The sequence below is a fragment of the Comamonas sp. DB36 genome (assembly GCF_057914905.1).
Genome location: NZ_CP196631.1, coordinates 2,291,677 through 2,310,634, shown reverse-complemented (window position 1 = coordinate 2,310,634; position 18,958 = coordinate 2,291,677). Strand labels below are relative to the sequence as shown.

The 18,958-nt window shown below is 64.6% G+C and carries 13 protein-coding genes; 10 read left to right on the top strand and 3 right to left on the bottom strand.

Translation table 11 applies throughout. The features are described from left to right. The first annotated feature begins 467 nt into the window (after nucleotides 1–467). Entirely contained in the window at nucleotides 468–1,124 is a 657-nt protein-coding gene (locus ACSVDO_RS10645; RefSeq protein WP_442881607.1) for a DNA/RNA non-specific endonuclease, read from the top strand. Between the two features lie 491 nt (nucleotides 1,125–1,615). On the opposite strand, the gene ACSVDO_RS10640 is transcribed toward ACSVDO_RS10645, so the two are convergent. The 3 genes from ACSVDO_RS10640 to ACSVDO_RS10630 are packed head-to-tail and all read right to left on the bottom strand — an operon-like array spanning nucleotide 1,616 to nucleotide 7,392. Then, on the bottom strand, nucleotides 1,616–2,071 hold the full coding sequence (locus tag ACSVDO_RS10640; RefSeq protein ID WP_489592006.1) for a FecR family protein: 456 nt from the start codon (nucleotides 2,069–2,071) through the stop codon (nucleotides 1,616–1,618). Nucleotides 2,072–2,079: 8 nt separating this feature from the next. Next, nucleotides 2,080–5,706: a two-partner secretion domain-containing protein gene (locus tag ACSVDO_RS10635; RefSeq protein WP_489592004.1), complete on the bottom strand. Its 3,627-nt coding sequence runs from the start codon at nucleotides 5,704–5,706 to the stop codon at nucleotides 2,080–2,082. An 18-nt stretch (nucleotides 5,707–5,724) separates the two neighbouring features. Continuing rightward, nucleotides 5,725–7,392 (bottom strand): ShlB/FhaC/HecB family hemolysin secretion/activation protein, encoded by a 1,668-nt coding sequence (locus tag ACSVDO_RS10630; protein ID WP_489592002.1) that lies wholly within the window; start codon nucleotides 7,390–7,392, stop codon nucleotides 5,725–5,727. Between the two features lie 366 nt (nucleotides 7,393–7,758). Between ACSVDO_RS10630 and dusA the strand changes: the two genes are divergently transcribed. The 9 genes from dusA to ACSVDO_RS10585 all read left to right on the top strand — a co-directional run bounded on the left by dusA (nucleotide 7,759) and on the right by ACSVDO_RS10585 (nucleotide 18,884). Next, entirely contained in the window at nucleotides 7,759–8,730 is a 972-nt protein-coding gene (dusA, locus tag ACSVDO_RS10625; protein WP_489592000.1) for a tRNA dihydrouridine(20/20a) synthase DusA, read from the top strand. 137 nt (nucleotides 8,731–8,867) lie between these two features. Continuing rightward, the gene (locus ACSVDO_RS10620) at nucleotides 8,868–10,448 is read left to right on the top strand and encodes a polyhydroxyalkanoate depolymerase (protein ID WP_489591998.1); all 1,581 of its coding nucleotides are present in this window, start codon (nucleotides 8,868–8,870) and stop codon (nucleotides 10,446–10,448) included. A 14-nt stretch (nucleotides 10,449–10,462) separates the two neighbouring features. Then, nucleotides 10,463–11,140: an electron transport complex subunit RsxB gene (rsxB, locus tag ACSVDO_RS10615; protein WP_489591996.1), complete on the top strand. Its 678-nt coding sequence runs from the start codon at nucleotides 10,463–10,465 to the stop codon at nucleotides 11,138–11,140. Nucleotides 11,141–11,231: 91 nt separating this feature from the next. Next, nucleotides 11,232–12,437, top strand: a complete 1,206-nt coding sequence (dapC, locus tag ACSVDO_RS10610; RefSeq protein WP_489591994.1) for a succinyldiaminopimelate transaminase — start codon at nucleotides 11,232–11,234, stop codon at nucleotides 12,435–12,437. A 6-nt stretch (nucleotides 12,438–12,443) separates the two neighbouring features. After that, nucleotides 12,444–13,268, top strand: a complete 825-nt coding sequence (dapD, locus tag ACSVDO_RS10605; protein ID WP_332535761.1) for a 2,3,4,5-tetrahydropyridine-2,6-dicarboxylate N-succinyltransferase — start codon at nucleotides 12,444–12,446, stop codon at nucleotides 13,266–13,268. Nucleotides 13,269–13,398: 130 nt separating this feature from the next. Beyond that, on the top strand, nucleotides 13,399–14,577 hold the full coding sequence (locus tag ACSVDO_RS10600) for a PilT/PilU family type 4a pilus ATPase (protein ID WP_332535763.1): 1,179 nt from the start codon (nucleotides 13,399–13,401) through the stop codon (nucleotides 14,575–14,577). Nucleotides 14,578–14,633: 56 nt separating this feature from the next. Next, entirely contained in the window at nucleotides 14,634–15,821 is a 1,188-nt protein-coding gene (gene dapE / locus ACSVDO_RS10595) for a succinyl-diaminopimelate desuccinylase (RefSeq protein WP_489591991.1), read from the top strand. An 11-nt stretch (nucleotides 15,822–15,832) separates the two neighbouring features. Next, nucleotides 15,833–16,750 (top strand): 50S ribosomal protein L3 N(5)-glutamine methyltransferase, encoded by a 918-nt coding sequence (gene prmB, locus ACSVDO_RS10590; protein ID WP_489591990.1) that lies wholly within the window; start codon nucleotides 15,833–15,835, stop codon nucleotides 16,748–16,750. Nucleotides 16,751–16,856: 106 nt separating this feature from the next. Beyond that, nucleotides 16,857–18,884, top strand: coding sequence for an ABC-F family ATP-binding cassette domain-containing protein (locus tag ACSVDO_RS10585; RefSeq protein ID WP_332535768.1), 2,028 nt, complete (start codon nucleotides 16,857–16,859; stop codon nucleotides 18,882–18,884). The last annotated feature ends 74 nt before the right edge of the window (nucleotides 18,885–18,958 follow it).

The following is an 18,958-nucleotide window of genomic DNA, read 5'->3' as shown; positions in this document are numbered from 1 at the left end:
TATAAGAGCACTAGCGAGTCAAATGCATCCATGGCAGAGCATGCGAGAGAATTATGTCCGCGACAAAAACCTATAAAAATAACAATTAAATATTCCAAAGCACAAAATCGGTAAAAAATTAATCACACATCGACAATCATCCACTTCGAGAAAATCCAATGTCGCGAATAAATTCTTTATTCCTCAATGCGCAGCGGGATTTATGAAGGAAATCATGCCAGCGAAAACTTCAGCGCCTGGCGGCGTAATTCCTACAGGTTGTTCCTTCGCTGCCCGGCTTGACCACGGGCGAGACGAATGCACAGTAAGACTGCAATCCATCAGTCCGTCATCTGTAAAGGAGTTATATGCCCGAACAACCGGCCTCATTGCCCAAACACAAGCGTTCCTGGCTCTTGCTGGCTTTGGCTTTTTTCGCACTGCATGGATTTTCCGATCCGCTTTTGCCATTCCCGGTTGCAGAGCGCGTGGCCACCGAGTTTTCGCAATGCAAGCATTTCTTTCCTGCCGGTCTTCCGCCGATTGTTCCCAAGGCACCGCTGCAGCGTGAACTGTGCTTCGATGGCTTCGCGGTGCTGCACAGCGGCCAGACCAAGACGCCGGTGTTCGTCGCCGAACACTTGGACAGATCGACCCTTCAGCAAGGACACGGAGTGCGTCGCAGCGCGCATTTCTATGCCGAAGCCCGGCTTCCCGGCGAAGAGCGCGCGGAAATCGACGACTATCGCGATTCGGGATATTCGCGCGGTCATATGGCTCCCGCGGGCGACATGGGCTCTGTCGAGAGCAAGGCCCAGAGCTTCAGCCTGGCGAACATGGCGCCGCAGGACGTGGAACTCAACAACGGTGCCTGGAACGACATAGAACAAGATACGCGCAAATATGTGCAACGCGCCCAGGCGGGCGTCTATGTGTTCACCGGACCGGTCTATTCGAAAGACACTTACGCCATAGGTCGCAGCGGGGTGCAGGTGCCGCAGTATTTCTACAAGCTGGTATACGACCCGAGCAATGGCAACAGCTGGGCGCACTGGCAAGCCAACGAGCCCCAGCGCAAGGTCAGCGCGCCCATCACTTATGAAGAGCTGGTGCGGCGCACAGGGATAGAATTCGTGCCGCGCTGAGGCGCAGTGCGCCGCGGGCGCGAGTGCCTGTGGCATCTGACCGTCAGCCTGATAGATGTGCAGCGCAGTGTTTTTCTGAAGCGCCGATGCCGGCGCCGCAGTCTCAACGCAATTGAATAGCGGAAGCGGCGCGCCTATGCATTCGCCGGACAGACACGCTCACCGAACGATGCACATCACTTCATTGCTTTTGGTGGCTCCGTTGGACGAGTTGCCTGGGGGGGGCGCGGCGAAGGACGGGGGTAATGCGAACTGAAGACCCGGGTTCCTTGGTACGACGGCGGGAGGCTGCGTTGGGCTCGGGGTATAGCCAAACTGCCCTGCCGTGAAGTTCATCGTGCCCGCACGATTGGTCACACTGATGAGACCGTCAACCACCTGCACATACAAGCCCGGAGGCAAACCTCCAGGGGAAGTCGGCGGCATAGCGACCTGGGCCCATGCAGGCGCAGTCAATGCAGACACCAACGTAAGCAGAAACAGCGGATTTTTCATGGCTGCACCATCACATTGAGTGTTGCGGCGCCTTGCAGGTCGCCCGAAGGAGTCTTGATCACGCTGGCCTGGGGGCTGCGCTTGCCCAGCATACCCGGCGTGCTGACGAAGCCCCCCTGGACCAGGCCGATCTCGAATCGGTCGAGCTGCGGCTGCGCCGGGTCATAGCTGAAGTGGTTCACGGCCACGACGGAGTCGGGCTTCATCATGATTTCCGCGCCGTCGGTGAATTTCACCAGCGCGTAGCCGCGGGCTTCAGTGGTCAGCGTGTCGCCCTGATTGACATGCGAATCGACGGCGAGCAGCTTGGACGCGCCCTGCGGACTGCGCGCGACCACAAGACCGGCCAGGTGGGTGATGGTGGCCACGCCCTGGGCCTGGACCAAGGGCGAAAAAATGACTGCGCTGAGCGCAAGGCTGAGCAGGCAGGCGGCGCGGGAGTGGTTTTTCATGGGCTGGCTCAGTTGCAGAACGTCGTCTTGACGCTTTGATTTGTCGCGCCCGTAGCTTCGGCCGCAGCTTTCGTATCCTCGTTGCCAATCGACGGGGAGCTCTTATCGGCCGGGGGGGCCGGCGGCGGAGTGCTGGTTGCAATGGCGGTGAACAGCACTTCGTTTGCAGCGCGTAGCACCGGCTTTATAGGCTCCGATGCGGTAGGCGGGGACAACACCTGGCATAGCGCCGACTTCGGCGCAATCGTGCAGATATCTGCGGTAGGTGGCGGCGCGGGCGTGGGTGTAGGGGCGGGCGTGGGCGTGGGCGTGGGCGTGGGCGTGGGCGTGGGCGTGGGCGTGGGCGTGGGCGTAGGCGTGGGCGTGGGCGTAGGCGTAGGCGTGGGCGTGGGCGTTGGCGTTGGCGTTGGCGTTGGCGTTGGCGTAGGCGTAGGCGTAGGCGTAGGCGTAGGCGTTGGCGTTGGCGTTGGCGTTGGCGTTGGCGTTGGCGTTGGCGTTGGCGTTGGCGTAGGCGTAGGCGTAGGCGTAGGCGTTGGCGTTGGCGTTGGCGTTGGCGTTGGCGTTGGCGTTGGCGTTGGCGTTGGCGTTGGCGTTGGCGTTGGCGTTGGCGTTGGCGTGACGACCGTCGGGGAAGTCGTTGCGTTGACCTGCACCAAGGCGGTTTCCGACGCGGGATAGTCGACTGCCAGCCTGCCGGTAAGCTCAGGAGTGATGATTGCGGGCGCATTCACCACAGTGAAGGAGCCAGTTCTTCCCGCGTCACCGGTCAGCACGCTGGCCTGCACTCCATCGACAGGCAGGCCGCCGCCCAGGGTGGACAGATTGAGCGTGCCAGCCAGCTGGACCGGGCCGGTGACCTGGAGTTTGTCGGCGGTGTCGCCCGACAGCCGGATGTTCAAAGCGCCTTGCGCTCCCTGGGCATAGCCGCCGTTGACCGTCAGCGTGCCCACTTCGTCCGATCCGCCCGGAGCAACGATGCCGTTGTTGACCAGCTTGGGCGTCGCCACGACCGCGTTGACCAGTTGGAGCGCTTCGGGAAAGGCGTTGACCAATGTCGGCCCTGCAGCGTAAAAATCAACCGTACCCGCGCCGCGTATGGTGCCCGCGTTGTAAAGATCCTGGGGACCGTAGCTGCGCAGCGTTGCGCCTTCGGCAATACGGATCGTGCCCTGGTTGGTGTCGGTGGACGAAAATGTGACGCCCAGCACGCCGGCTCTGATGTCGAGCAAGCCGCCGGCCTGGTTCACGATAGGCGCCGGCGTGGTGCCCAGCCCCGTCTTCTCTATGGTGCCGCTGTTGTTGATACGGCCCTGATAGCCGCCGCTGAACGTATTGGTCTCGGAGGATGCAATCTTCAGCAGCGCGCCGGCTTCGTTGTTGATGGTGGTCAACGTCGAGAGCATGACACGCGAGTTGTTTCTTACGTCCACCACCCCGCTCGACTTGTTGTTGAAGATGGCATTGGTATTGAAGGACAGCACTCCAGGCTGATCAGCGCCCACGCTGATCGGGCCGTGGTTGTTCCAGACCGTGTCGCCATCAAGCACGAGCTCGCCGCGGATGTCGATCAGGTTATGCGTCGTGAGTTGGGTGTTCGTGCCGCCAACGAAAGTCAGGACCGAGGGTTCGATGGTCAGTGTCGGCGCGTTGGCGCCCAGCGTCACATCGCCCAGCAGCCTCACGTTACCGCGCCATGTCATGGCGCCGGCACCGGTGATGTTGACGCCACCGGCAAGCTCGGAACCCTGTTCGCCCTGTTCGGCGCCCTTTATCGCAAGCTCGGCGTTCTGGGCCACTTTCACGGCACCGCCCACGGTTGTCCTGGACAGCGACAATTGCCCGGCCTCAATCACGATGCTGCCGGCGCCGCCGTTGGTCAGCCTGCTGATGTCCTGGGCACCCGACGAAGTCTTGACGATTTCGCCGTTGTTGGTGAGGTTGGACGCTTCGCTGGCGCCGGCCAGCACGGCACTGTTGGTGCCGGACAGGGTCAGGCGCCCGGTGTTGAGCAGGCTCGCGTCCGCGTTTTCCAGGTTCAGTGCGCCTTCGCCCTGCAGTTCTATCTCGCCGGCATTGGTCCAAACGCCCTGCAGCGTCTGCGCCGAATCGATCGATACACGGCCATCCTTCCTGACATTGACCGCCGCCGCGAGAATGCGCGAAGCGCCTTGAAGCGTCGTGGTGCCACTCGCAATATTCAGGGTTCCGTTGCCCAGCGCCTCGCCTTGCGAGACTTCCAGCGCACCGCCGTTGAGGTTGATGTCCGCGTTGATGGTGGCCGCGTGGCCGGGGGTGGTCGTGCTGCCGTGGAAATTGTTCTTCAGGCTCAGGCCCAACGAACCAGCGCTGCTGGTGATGGGCGCGTTGATCTCGATGTCGTTGTGGGCACGCAGCGTGAGCTGCGCGTTTTCGCCGCCGGTCTTGGCGATCGCCGCATTCACCGCGATGTTGCCCTCACCGGTGCCGCTGCCACCGGTGGCCAGCACCACGTAGGCGCCGACGTTGAGCTGGGCCGTGATGACGTCGGCGCCTATGGTTGTGCCGGCTTCGGTCGAAACGATGATTCCTTCCTGCACATTGGCGCCGCCGCCGGCGCCGGCAATGACTTCCAAATTGCTGGGATCAATCAACCATTCTCCGCCCTTGCCCACGGTCGGCGCATTCTTGACGTTGAGGCGGGCATGGCCCGAGGTATCGACAAAGCCGCCCGGGCCCGCGCTGCCCGTGGCCGATATGCGTCCATCAATGTCGGCCGTGTCACCGACCAGCACCACGCTGCCACCCGACAAGCCATCGGCATGGATATGGGACGCCGCTGACGTCGTCACCTCGTTGGCGCGCAGGAACACGCGCCCGCCCACGCTGTGGGCGCTGCTGGCACTGATTTCACCGGCGTTGGCCACCAGCGCACCCCCCAGCCCGATGCGGCCGGCTTCGGCCACGATGCGGCCCAGATTCCTGGCATTGCCACCGGCGCCGGACAGCGCGATCGATACGCCCGGGTGGCCGGTATCCAGCAGCTGTACGTTCTGGCCCGCAGCCAGCAGCACCTCGCCATTGGGGGCGTTGAGGCTGCCAGCGTTCTCCACCGTCTGGCCTACCAGATAGATGCGTCCCCCGCCCGCTGCCGCGCCGGCATTGACCGTGCCCGCGTTGCGCACTCCGGCGGCGTTGCCGGCCGAAGTGAAGTTCAGGCGCCCGGCCAGGAAGTCGGAGTCGCTCACATTGAGCGTGCTGGCGATGAAGGCACCTACGTCTATGCGCGCGCCCTGCCCCACCATGATGCCAGCGGGATTGACCAGCCAGAGCGCGCCATTGGCCGTGATCTGGCCGTAAATCTGCGACGGGTCGCCACCTGTCACACGCGCCAGCAGCGCCGCCGCCGCGCCCGGCTGGCGAATGTCGACCAGCGCAGCCGAGCCGATGTTGAAGCCCGAGAAGTTGACCAGCGCCTGAGCCGAAGTCTGGTGGATATTGAGCGTCGTGCCGTTTTGCACGATCGATGCCTGGCCACCGATCACGGTGGCACCGGTGGGCAGCGCGCCCGGGGCGAGCTGGGCGCGCGCGCCGCCGGCGCACATCGCCGCGACCACCAGCGAGAGAAAGCGCAGCCGGAATGCCTTGTTCGATTTCATGGGGGAAGCTCTCTTTTCTTAGAACGCGAACATCGCGCTCAGATGGGCGCGCCAGTCGCCGCGCTTCTCGGTATATGAACTGCCGGCATCGAGCACCCGGGCCGCATCCAGCCGGACGCTGAAGTCCCGGCTCAGCGTGTAGCGCGCGCCCAGACCGGTGCTGGCGACCTTGGTGTGGCCCGGCAGGTAGGTGCCCGCCGTCTTTCGGTTGCTGCCATAGCCGGCATCCAAGAACACCAGGCCGCGCAGGGTGCCCGGCAGGCTGATGTGCGCGCCCAACTCAGGCGTGTAAAGCTCGGCGTTGAGCACCAGGCCGCCGTCCGCGGCCACGGCGCGCTCGTCGAAGCCGCGCACCGCGTTGCTGCCCACCAGGCCCAACTGTTCGCTAGAAACGAGCGGCGTGTGGGTCAGTTGGGCGTTGCCCGCAAAGCGAATCTGCCAGCCGCTGTCCAGCGCCTGCAGCAGCGTGGCGCCGCCGCGCACGACCATGAAGCCGTCGCGCGTGCTGCGATTGCCCGGTGTCAGGTAGGAGTAGCGGTCCGTGCGGCCGTCCAGATTGGTGTAGCGCGCACCGCTGGCGAAGTTGCGCGCCAGCCCGAGGTTGTAGGCCAGCGCCTGGTTCACCGCGTCGCGCTGGCCTATATAGGTGATGCTCAACGGCGTCGTGGTGTACGGCACGCAGGAGGAGATCGGCGGCGTAGCTCCCGTGACGCTGATGGGCTGGCCGTTCACATCACAGCGCGAGTCGATCTTCTTGTGGTCCAGGCCGAACACGACCTTGGACGCGGTCTCACCCTTGCGGCCCAGGAAGAGGTTGTAGCGCAGCCCCCAGGTCTCGCCCTTTCCCGTGAAGCCAAGCACACCGCCCAGCGTGGGCGAGCTCGCGGGCGTGTTGACGCTGGAGCGGCCATAGATGAAGTCGATGCTGTCGTTCAGCGCATACAGCGGCATGCGGTAGCCCACCGAGTAGACGTTCAGGTTCTGTCCCGATGGGCCGTCGGGCGACGTGGAGTACGCGAGCGTGCCCACGTGATCGCGATCGAACAGATTCGCATGCTGCAGCGCGATGCCGGTGCGCCAGTGGCCGCTTGCAGCGGTGCCGATGTTGTCGAGCGTGGCAATGAAGCGCAGCGGCTTATGGTCGACGACGGACGCCGTGGCCTCCACCGTGGCTGGCAAAGCGCCTTCGGCCATGCTGACCGACACCTGCTTGGCCGGATTGTCGTTGGCCTGCTGGATGGCCGCCGAGAGCGCCCCCAGACGCGGCGCGCTGCCGGTCTGCAGGACCGCCAGGCTCGCGCGGATATTTTCCTCGCTGAAATGCTGGTTGCCCACGACCTTGACCGAAGTCACCACGGCTTCGACCACGCGGATCTTCACGGCACCGCCGGCGATTTCCTGCTCGGGCAACACCACTTTCACCGCGGTGAAGCCGGCCTGCATGTAGGCGCGCTCGACGGCTTCCACCGCACGCTGGATATCGCTGAATTCACGCTGCGGGCCGGTCAACGGGGCCAGCGCACTGGCGATGGCTTCGCTGGAGACCAGCGTATTGCCTTCGACCTGAAAGCGCGAGATATCGAAGCGCGGCCCGGCTGGTTCGGTGGCATGAGCAGAAAGGCAGGTCAGCGCGGCGCAGAACGCCACAGACCTCAGTCGGACCGACAGGAAACGGCGTGGAGGCATCGGATTTTTTCTGCTGGCGCACGCGGTCGCACTGGCGCGGGCGAATGATTGATATGGACGAGGTGCTCAGTGCGAAATTATCCGCGAGACAAACATTTTTTTACATGAAAAACGATGCTTTACATTGAAACAATATCGGAAAACAGACATTCGTAAACCCCGTTTGCGCAGGGCATTGAATCCATCCGAACCCTGTGCAGGCGCCTGCGCCGCAGAGTGGGCAAGGCCTTGGAGCTGAAGGTTTGCGCTCGGGTGTGCACAATATCGGCCTTGTCCGCGGCGCTGCCGCCAGCGCCACAGGCCCCAAACAAACCTATGAATCCGCAGAAATCTCAAGAAAATCAAGCAGTTGCACTCAACTGGCGCATGAGCGTGGCGCCCATGATGGACTGGACAGACCGGCATTGCAGGTATCTGCACCGGCTGCTGACGCGCCATACGCTGCTGTATACGGAAATGGTGACCACTGGCGCCTTGCTGCACGGCGATGTGCCGCGCCATCTGCGCTTCAATGGCGAGGAGCATCCCGTTGCGCTGCAGCTCGGCGGCAGCGAGCCTGCGGATCTGGCGCGCGCCGCGCAGATGGGCGCGCAATGGGGCTATGACGAGATCAACCTCAACTGCGGCTGCCCCAGCGAGCGCGTGCAGCGCGGCGCGTTTGGCGCCTGTCTGATGAACGAGGCCTCTCTGGTCGCCGAAGGCGTGAAGGCGATGCGCGACGCGGTGCAGATTCCCGTGACCGTCAAGCACCGCATAGGCATAGACAAGAGCGAAAGCTATGACTTCGTGCGCGACTTCATAGGCACCGTGGCCGAAGCCGGCTGCGAAGTGTTCATCGTGCACGCACGCAATGCCTGGCTCAAGGGCCTCTCGCCCAAGGAAAACCGCGAAGTGCCGCCGCTGCGCTATGACGTCGTGGCCCAGCTCAAGCGCGATTTTCCGCAGCTGACCATTGCCATCAACGGCGGCTTCAAGGACAGCGCGGCCGTCGCCGAGCAGCTCGAGGTGGTCGATGGCGTGATGGTCGGGCGCGAGGCCTATCACAACCCCTGGTGGCTCGCGAGCTGGGATGCACAGTTCTATGGTGCTGCGCCCAGCGAACTGACGCGCGAAGCCGTCGAGGAGCAGATGGTCGAGTACATGGAGCGCGAAGCGCTGGAGCACGGCACCCACTGGTACAGCGTGGCGCGCCATATGCTGGGCCTGCGCCACGGGCTCGCGGGTGCGCGCCGCTGGCGCCAGGTGTGGAGCGATCACCGCCTCAAGGGCCTGCCGGCGCACGAAGTGATGGCGATCGCGCGCCAGCCGCGTGGCGCGGAAAACGGCACCATAGGCTGAGACCCATAGCGCGGACATGTGACAAGAAGGGTCTCTGTGTCGCTTTCTTCCGAATGACGGACGTCGGTGTCGCACAGTCTTGCACCTTGATGCCAGACAACTGCTATATTGCACTGCAACATAACAAGGTCTTGCCCATGCTTTACCAAATGTATGAAACTCAGCGCTCCCTCGTGGAGCCCTTCGCCGACTTTGCACTTGCAGCTTCCAAGCTGTACAGCAATCCATCGTCGCCCTTCAGCCAAACACCGCTGTCCCAACGTATTTCCGCGGGGTTCGAACTGTTCCACCGACTGGGCAAGGACTACGAAAAGCCGCAGTTCGGCATCACCACGGTGGATGTCGGCAGCGTGGGCGTGACCATCATGGAGCGCGTGGAGATCGACAAGCCGTTCTGCGAGCTGCGGCGCTTCAAGCGCTTCACCGACGACTCGGCGACGCTCGACACCATGCTGGCCCAACCAGTGGTGCTGGTGGTGGCGCCGTTGTCGGGCCACTATGCAACGCTGCTGCGCGACACCGTGCGCAGCATGCTGGCGGATCACAAGGTCTACATCACCGACTGGAAAAACGCGCGCCTGGTTCCCATGGACCAGGGCGTTTTCCACCTCGATGACTATGTGAACTATGTACAGGAGTTCATCCGTCATCTGCAGGGCAAGTATGGCAACTGCCATGTGGTCAGCGTGTGTCAGCCCACCGTTCCGGTGCTCGCTGCGGTATCGCTGATGGCCAGCCGCGGCGAAACCACGCCGCTGACGCTGACCATGATGGGCGGCCCCATCGATGCGCGCCGCTCGCCGACCGCGGTGAACAACCTCGCGACCACCAACAGCTACGAGTGGTTCGAGACCAATGTGATACACGAAGTGCCTTCGAACTATCCCGGCGCAGGCCGGCGCGTGTATCCGGGCTTCCTGCAGCACACGGGCTTCGTCGCGATGAATCCCGACCGGCATGCGACCAGCCACTACGATTACTTCAAGAACCTGCTCAAGGGCGACGACACCAGTACCGAAGCCCACCGCAAGTTCTACGACGAGTACAACGCCGTGCTCGACATGGACGCGGCCTATTACCTGGAGACGATCTACACCGTGTTCCAGGATTTCTCGCTGGTCAAGGGCACCTGGGATGTGAAGTCGCCGGACGGCCAGGTCGAGCGCGTGCGCCCGCAGGACATCACGAGCAGCGCCATTCTGACGGTTGAAGGCGAACTCGACGACATATCGGGCGCGGGCCAGACGCGGGCCGCGCACGACCTGTGCACCGGCGTGCCGGTCGACAAGCAGCGCCACCTCGAAGTCGAGGGCGCGGGCCACTACGGCATCTTCAGCGGCCGCCGCTGGCGCGAAACGGTCTACCCGCAAGTGCGCGACTTCATCCTGGCCTACCACAAGCAGCCAGAGGTTGCGGTCGACGACGGCGTGGGCCACGACGCCCTGCCCATGCGTCCGGCTGCGGCCCGCCAGGCTGCGGTGACGCCGGTGGAAACCGCGCCCGCGCTCGCTCCCGCAGCGGCGCTGGACAGCCCGGCAGCCGAAGCAGCACTGGAAGTTGCGCATGTGACGCCGCCTGAAACGCCCAAGACCGTGCTGGAAACGGCACTTGAACGCGCCGAGGAACCAGCCCTGGCAACGACCGAAGGCCCGCAGGCGCGTGCTCCCGAGCCCGCCAAAGCGAAACCGCGTACGACACGCGGATCACGCCGCAACTGACAGGGGGACGCGTCATGCCAGCCTCCGCCTTACAAGGCCTGGCGGCTCGCATCGACGCCGCCTTGCCGCAGACCCAGTGCACGCGCTGCGGTTATCCCGACTGCGCGGCCTATGCGCAGGCGATCGCCGAAGATGCTGCGCCCATCAACCAATGCCCGCCCGGCGGAGCCGCGGGCATTGCGCGGCTTTCGGCGCTCACCGGACGGCCGCCGCTGCCGCTGTCGGCAGAACACGGCCTCGAGTCGCAGCGCACGCTGGCGGTGATCGACGAAGCCTGGTGCATAGGCTGCACCCTGTGCATCAAGGCCTGCCCCACGGACGCGATTTTCGGCGCCAACAAACGCATGCACACCGTGATCGCTCCCCATTGCACGGGCTGCGAGTTGTGCATTCCGGTCTGCCCGGTCGACTGCATCACGCTGGTTCCGGCCAGCGGTGGCGCGACCGGCTGGGCTGCCTGGTCGCAGGAGCAGGCCACGCACGCGTTGTCGCGCTATACCCGGCGACAGAAACGGCTGGGAGCTTCCGAGCGCGCGGCCGCGCCCAAGGCCGCAATGGCCGCAGGGTTGGAAGTGGCGCTGGCGCCTTCAGCGGCACCGGCCTCGGCCTCGGCTGCGGCGCCCGTCGATGCAAAAAAAGCCGCGATTGCCGCGGCCATGGCCAGAGCGCGCGCGCAGCGCGCGCAATCCTGAAGCCGGGGTGCAGGACCACCCCGCGCTTTTGCCTGTCAGTTGCGGCCAACGGAGCGCAACAGCGCCCGCCACAGCGTGGATAATGCGGGCAATGAATCCCCTGCTCTCCAAACTGCAGCCTTATCCGTTTGAACGGCTGCGACAGCTTTTCGCGGGGGTCACGCCCTCGCCTTCGTATCGCGCCATCAGCCTGGGCATAGGCGAACCCCGCCATCCTACGCCGCCCTTCATCGAAGAGGTGCTGGGCAACAGCCCCGGGGCGCTGGCCAAGTATCCGGCCACGGGCGGCGACCCGCGACTGCGCGCGGCGGGCGCGCACTGGATGAACCAGCGCTACGGCCTGTCGCTGGACCCGGCGACCCAGGTGCTGCCGGTCAACGGCTCGCGCGAAGCCCTGTTTGCGTTCGCGCAGACGGTGATCGATCCGACCCAGCCCGGCGCGACCGTGGTCTGCCCTAACCCGTTCTATCAAATCTATGAAGGCGCGGCCCTGCTGGCCGGTGCCACGCCAGTCTACGTGCCCAGCGATCCGGCACGCAACTTTGCCGTCGCCTGGGACAGCGTGCCAGAAACTGTCTGGCAGACCACGCAGCTGCTGTATGTCTGCTCGCCGGGCAACCCCACGGGCGCGGTCATGCCCCTGTCCGAGTGGGAAAAGCTGTTCGCTCTGTCCGACCGCCACGGTTTCGTCATTGCCTCGGACGAGTGCTACAGCGAAATCTATTTCCGCGAGGAAGCCCCGCTGGGCGGCCTGGAGGCCGCGGCCAAGCTCGGCCGCAGCGACTTCAAGAATCTGGTGTCCTTCACCAGCCTGTCCAAGCGCAGCAATGTGCCCGGTCTGCGCAGCGGCTTTGTCGCCGGCGACGCCGCCTTGCTCAAGGCCTTCCTGCTGTACCGCACCTATCACGGCGGCGCAATGAGCCCGGCCGTGCAGGAAGCCAGCATCGTCGCCTGGAACGACGAGGAGCATGTGATAGAGAACCGCCGCCAGTACCGGCAGAAGTTCGCCGAAGTCACGCCGCTGCTGGCCAGCGTGATGGACGTGCGCCTGCCCGACGCGGGCTTCTACCTGTGGGCCGGCGTGCCTGAATTCCTGGGCATGGACGATGTCGAGTTCGCACGCGCGCTCTATGCTCAATACAATGTCACGGTCCTGCCGGGCAGCTATCTGGCCCGGGATGTCGCAGGCCACAACCCCGGTGCGAATCGCGTGCGCATGGCCCTGGTCGCCGAGACCGCGGAATGCCTCGAGGCAGCCCAGCGCATCGTCCAATTTATCCAAAACCTGAAGAAGTAAGATTTCATGACTCAGCAATTGCAATCCATCATCGACGCCGCCTGGGAAGACCGTGCCAACCTGAGCAGTGCCAGCGCCCCCGCGGAAATCCTCGACGCCGTCGAGCATGTGATCGCCCAGCTCGATGCCGGCCAGATGCGTGTCGCGACCCAGCAGGGCGTGGGCCAATGGACCGTGCACCAGTGGATCAAGAAGGCCGTGCTGCTGTCGTTCCGCCTCAAGGACAACGAGCTGATCACGGCCGGCGGCCTGAACTTCTACGACAAGGTCCCCACCAAGTACCAGGGCATGTCGGAAGCCGAGATTGCCGCCACCGGCGTGCGCGTGGTGCCACCCGCGGTCGCACGCCGCGGCTCGTTCATGGCCAAGGGCGCGATCCTGATGCCTTCCTATGTGAACATCGGCGCCTATGTGGGCGAAGGCACCATGGTCGACACCTGGGCCACGGTCGGTTCGTGCGCGCAAGTGGGCAAGAACGTCCACCTGTCGGGCGGCGTGGGCCTGGGCGGCGTGCTCGAGCCCCTGCAAGCCAACCCCACGATCATCGAAGACAACTGCTTCATCGGTGCGCGTTCCGAAGTCGTCGAAGGTGTGATCGTCGAAGAGAACTCGGTGATCTCCATGGGCGTGTACATCGGCCAGAGCACGCCCATCTATGACCGCGCCACCGGTGAAATCAGCTACGGCCGCGTTCCCGCGGGCTCGGTGGTGGTGTCGGGCAACCTGCCCAAGGACAACGGCCGCTACAGCATGTACGCAGCGATCATCGTCAAGAAGGTCGATGCCAAGACGCGTTCGACGACCAGCCTGAACGACCTGCTGCGCGACTGAGGTATTTCTTTAGGACAGGCCGTTCATCCTTCGACGCGGCCGGCGAGGCAGGCTCAGGACGAACGGACTCGCCCGTTCACGCTGATCTTGAGCAGGATCAACGGTCTACCCCAACCCAAAAGGAACTTGCATGAGCACCATGGAGCGAATCCTGCGCCTGATGGGTGAAAAACAGGCGTCCGACGTCTACCTGTCCGCCAACGCGCCCGCGCTGATCAAGATCCATGGCGAGTGCGTGCCGATCAACAGCCAGCTGCTGCCGCCCGATGCGCCGCGCAGCCTGCTGGCCGAAATCGTTCCCCCCGAGCGCATGCAGGAGCTGGAACAGACCGGCGAGCTCAACATGGGCGTGCCGCTGCGCGGCGTGGGACGCTTTCGCGTCAGCGCCATGCGCCAGCGCGGCACCTACGCGGTGGTGATCCGCTTCATTGCCCAGCACATTCCTGCGCTCGAGACGCTCAACCTGCCGCCCGTACTCAGCGAGCTGATACTGCAAAAGCGCGGGCTGCTGCTGGTCGTCGGCGCAACGGGTTCTGGCAAGAGCACCACGCTCGCGTCTATGATCGATGCGCGCAACAAGAGCGTCACGGGCCATATCCTCACCATCGAGGACCCTATCGAATACCAGTTCCGCAGCCAGCGCTCCATCGTCAACCAGCGCGAGATCGGCAGCGACACCGATTCGCTGCATACCGCGCTGAAGAACGCGCTGCGCCAGGCGCCCGACGTCATATTGATTGGTGAGATTCGCGACCGCGAGACCATGTCGGCCGCGCTGGCCTATGCCCAGTCCGGCCATCTGTGCCTGGCAACGCTGCACGCCAACAACAGCTACCACGCGCTCAGCCGCATTCTGAGCTTCTACCCGGTCGAAGTGCGCGACACCATGCTGGGCGATCTCGCCGCCGCGCTGCGCGCCGTGATCTCGCAGCGCCTGGTGCGCACGCCCGAAGGCCTGCGCGTGCCGGCCGTCGAAGTGATGCTCAACACCAAGCTGGTCGCCGACCTGATTGAAAAAGGCGACTTCTCGGCGGTGCGCGAGGCAATGGAGAAATCCATGGCCGAAGGCTCGCAGACCTTCGAGGAAGCACTGGCCACATTGATTGTCGCCGGCACCATTGACCGCAAGGAAGGCCTGGCCCATGCGGACTCGCCGACCAACCTGATGTGGCGGCTGCAAAACGATTTCTCGGGCACCAAGCCCGCTCCCGCGCCCAGCCCCGACGCCAAGGCCAAGGCCGCCGCGCCCGCCGAAGACGAACAAGCTTCTTTCACCGACATCGTGCTGGACATCGGCTCCCACAGCTGAGCGCTGGCATTGCCGCCTGCCCGCTGTCCCTACGCACTTTTAACCCTGCATTTCCCATGTCCCGCACACTGCAACTGGCCGAACAACTGATCAGCCGCCCTTCCGTCACGCCTGAAGATGCCGGCTGCCTCGACCTGATCGCCGCGCGCCTCGCGCCGCTGGGCTTTGTCTGCGAGCGCCTCGACAGCGGCCCCGACAGCTTTCGCGTGCAAAACCTCTACGCCAAGCGCAGCGCGACCGCAACCGAGCAGCGCAAGACGCTGGTCTTCGCCGGCCACACCGATGTCGTGCCCACGGGCCCGCTCGATCAGTGGAGCAGCCCGCCGTTCACGCCCACGCACCGCGACGGCCGGCTCTACGGCCGCGGCGCCAGCGACATGAAGACCTCGATCGCGGCGTTTGTCGTCGCGGTGGAGGAATTCCTGGCGGCCACGCCCGATCCGCTGATCGATCTGGCTTTCCTGCTGACCAGCGATGAGGAAGGCCCATCGATCGACGGCACCAAGGTCGTGGTCGAACAGTTCAAGGCCCGCGGCGAGCGCCTCGATTACTGCATCGTGGGCGAGCCCACGGCCGTGGAGCGCACCGGCGACATGATCAAGAACGGCCGCCGCGGCACCATGAGCGGCAAGCTCACGGTGCTCGGCATCCAGGGCCATATCGCCTACCCGCAACTCGCGCGCAACCCGATTCACCAGGCTGTTCCGGCACTGACGGAACTCGCGGCCACGGCCTGGGACCAGGGCAATGCATTCTTCCCGCCCACGAGCTGGCAGATGAGCAACATCCACGGCGGCACGGGCGCGAGCAACGTGATTCCGGGCAGCGTGGTGATCGACTTCAATTTCCGCTTCTGCACCGAATCGACCGCCGAAGGCCTGCAGGCGCGCGTCAAGTCGATTCTCGACAGCCATGGCCTGGAATACACGCTCGACTGGACGATTGGCGGCCAGCCCTTCCTGACCACGCCCGGCAACCTGGTCCACGCGGTGCAGCAGGCGATCGCCGACGAGACCGGTCTGCAGACCGAACTCTCCACCACGGGCGGCACCAGCGACGGGCGTTTCATTGCCCAGATCTGCGATCAGGTCATTGAAATGGGCCCACCGAATGCGAGCATCCACAAGATAGACGAAAATATCGTCCTGGCCGATATCGCGCCACTGACCAACATCTACCGCCGCACGCTGGAAAACCTGCATGCCCAGGCTCTCGCGGCCTGCGCAGCCCCCGGCGCGGCGTGACCGAAAGCTCCATGATTGAACCCCAAGCCGTGCACGGCACGACTGTCGCCGCGCTCATCGCGTCCGGTGCGAGCGCACTGACCGCCGCTGGCGTGGCCTTTGGCCACGGCACCAGCAACGCCCATGATGAAGCCACCTGGCTGGTGCTGTGGCGCCTGGGAATCCCGCTGGACAGCGATCTGGACGAAGCCGTGCTGGCCGATCAGGCCGTTGACGCCGCCGGACAGGCCGGCGTGGCCGCGCTGTTCGAGGAACGCATTCGCACGCGCAAGCCCGCGGCCTACCTGACGCGTGAAGCCTGGCTGCAGGGCGTGCCGTTCTATGTGGACGAGCGCGCCATCGTGCCGCGCAGCTTCATTGCCGAGATCCTGGCCGATGGCTCCATCGACGACTGGCTCAGCGACAAGACGCATGACGTGCTCGACCTGTGCACCGGCAACGGCAGCCTGGCCTGCCTGGCGGCAATGGCCTACCCCGATGTGCAGGTCACGGGTGCCGACCTGTCGACCGATGCACTGGCCGTGGCGCGCATCAATGTCGATCGCCACGAACTGGGCCAGCGCGTGCAGCTGATCGAATCCGACGGCATGGCAAACACGCCCGGCCCCTGGGACCTGATCCTGTGCAACCCGCCTTATGTGAACGCCAACAGCATGTCTGCGCTGCCCGCCGAATACCAGGCCGAGCCGGTGCTGGCGCTGGCCGGCGGCGCCGACGGCATGGACTTCATCAAGCAGCTGCTGAGCGACGCGCCCAGCCGCATGCGCGAGCACGCGATCCTGATCCTGGAAATCGGCAACGAGCGTGAATATTTCGAAGCCGCGTTTCCGCGGCTGCCGGTGTTCTGGCTCGACACCTCGTCGGGTGACGAACAGGTGCTGCTGATCACGCGCGAAGCGCTGGTGCGCCAGGCGCTCGCCGACCTCTGAGCCAGTCGGCTTCCGCCGCGCGCGGGAGCCGCCGAAAATCAGGACTTCTTTTCTTGCCGGGCCCGCGGGCCCGCTTACGTGGCCACGCCACGCCCTGGACTTTGACATGATTACCCTCAAGAACGTGAGCTTGCGCCGCTCGGCCAAAGTGCTGCTCGACAAAGTGACCGCCACCATCAACCCGGGCGAAAAGGTCGGCCTAGTGGGCCGCAACGGCGCGGGCAAGTCCAGCCTGTTTGCGCTGTTCACCGGCGCGCTGGCCGAAGACGGCGGCGAGTTCTCCAAGCCGCGCCAGTGGCGCATGGCCCAGGTCGCGCAGGACATGCCCGAGACCGACCAGTCGGCAACGCAGTTCGTGATCGACGGCGACACCCGCCTGGCCGAAGTGCAGCAGCAGCTGCTGGACGCCGAGGCCGCCGACGACGGCATGGCCATCGCCCAGGCCTATTGCGACCTGGCCGACGCCGGCGCGCACGACTCCGTGGCGCGCGCCCAGGCACTGATCCTGGGCCTGGGCTTCAAGTCGTCCGAACTCGACAATCCTGTCGACAGCTTCTCGGGTGGCTGGCGCATGCGCCTGCAACTCGCGCGCGCGCTGATGTGCCCGTCCGACCTGCTGCTGCTCGACGAGCCCACCAACCACTTGGATCTGGACGCCCTCGTCTGGCTCGAAGCCTGGCTCAAGCGCTATGCGGGCACGATGATCGTCATCAGCCATGACCGCGAATTCCTCGATGCCGTGACCACGGTCACGCTGCAGATCAATGCGGCCCAGCTCAACCGCTACGGCGGCAACTACAGCAAGTTCGAGGAACTGCGCGCCCAGCAGCTCGAACTGCAGGGCGCAAGCTTTGCCAAGCAGCAGGAAAAGATCGCCCACCTGCAGAAGTTCATCGACCGCTTCAAGGCCAAGGCGTCCAAGGCCAAGCAGGCGCAAAGCCGCGTCAAGGCGCTGGAGCGCATGGAAAAGATCGGCCCGGTGCTGGCCGAAGCCGACTTCACCTTCGAGTTCAAGGAACCGCTCAACCTGCCCAACCCGATGCTGGCGATTTCGGACGCCTCGTTCGGCTACCGCGGCGAGGACGGCAACGACACCGTGATCCTGCGCAATGTGAGCCGCTCGGTGCTCGCCGGTCAGCGCATAGGTATCCTGGGCGCCAACGGCCAGGGCAAGTCGACGCTGGTCAAGACGATTGCCCACGAAATGGGCGCGCTTGCCGGCCAGGTCACCGAAGGCAAGGGCCTGAACATCGGCTACTTCGCGCAGCAGGAACTCGACGTGCTGCGCCCCGCCGACAGCCCGCTGGAGCACATGATCCGCCTGGCGCGCGAACAGGGCCCGAACAGCCGCGAACCTTCGCGCGAACAGGACCTGCGCAGTTATCTGGGCACGTTCAACTTCACGGGAGACATGGTCAAGCAGGCCGTGGGCACGATGAGCGGCGGCGAGAAGGCGCGCCTGGTGCTGGCGATGATCGTCTGGCAGCGCCCCAACCTGCTGCTGCTCGACGAGCCCACCAACCACCTGGACCTGGCCACGCGCGAGGCGCTGTCGATGGCGCTCAACGAGTTCGAAGGCACGGTCATGCTGGTCAGCCATGACCGGGCGCTGCTGCGCGCGGTCTGCGACGAGTTCTGGATGGTCGGTCGCGGCGCCGTGGGCCCGTTCGACGGCGACCTCGACGACTACCAGCGCTACCTGCTCGACGAATCCAAGCGCCTGCGCGAGGAAGCAAAGAACGAAGAGGCCAAGCCCGCAGCCGCGGCGCCTGCGCCTGCGCTCGCACCTGCGGCCGTCGCACCGGTGGCCCCGCCCGCATCTGCCCCCGCGGCGCCCGCCGTGGACCAGAAGGAGCAGCGCCGCCTGGCCGCGCTGGCGCGCCAGGAGCTGGCCGACAAGATGCGTCCCTTCAAGAAGGAGCTCGAAGCCAACGACAAGAAGCTGGCCCAGCTCACGGCCGAACGCGCGCAGATCGAACAGCGCCTGACCGAGCCGCTGCCCGCGGCGGAAATCGTCGAAGCCGGCAAGCGCCTGAAGGCCTGCAGCGATGAAATCGATGCGCTGGAAGAACGCTGGCTCGAAATCAACGACGTGATCGAAGGTTTGACGGCCCAGGCTGGCAACGATTCGTAAGCCAATCTCCAGCGAGCAAACCCACTTGAAACCAAGGCTATGCCTTGGTTTTTTGCTATGTATTTTGCAAAAGG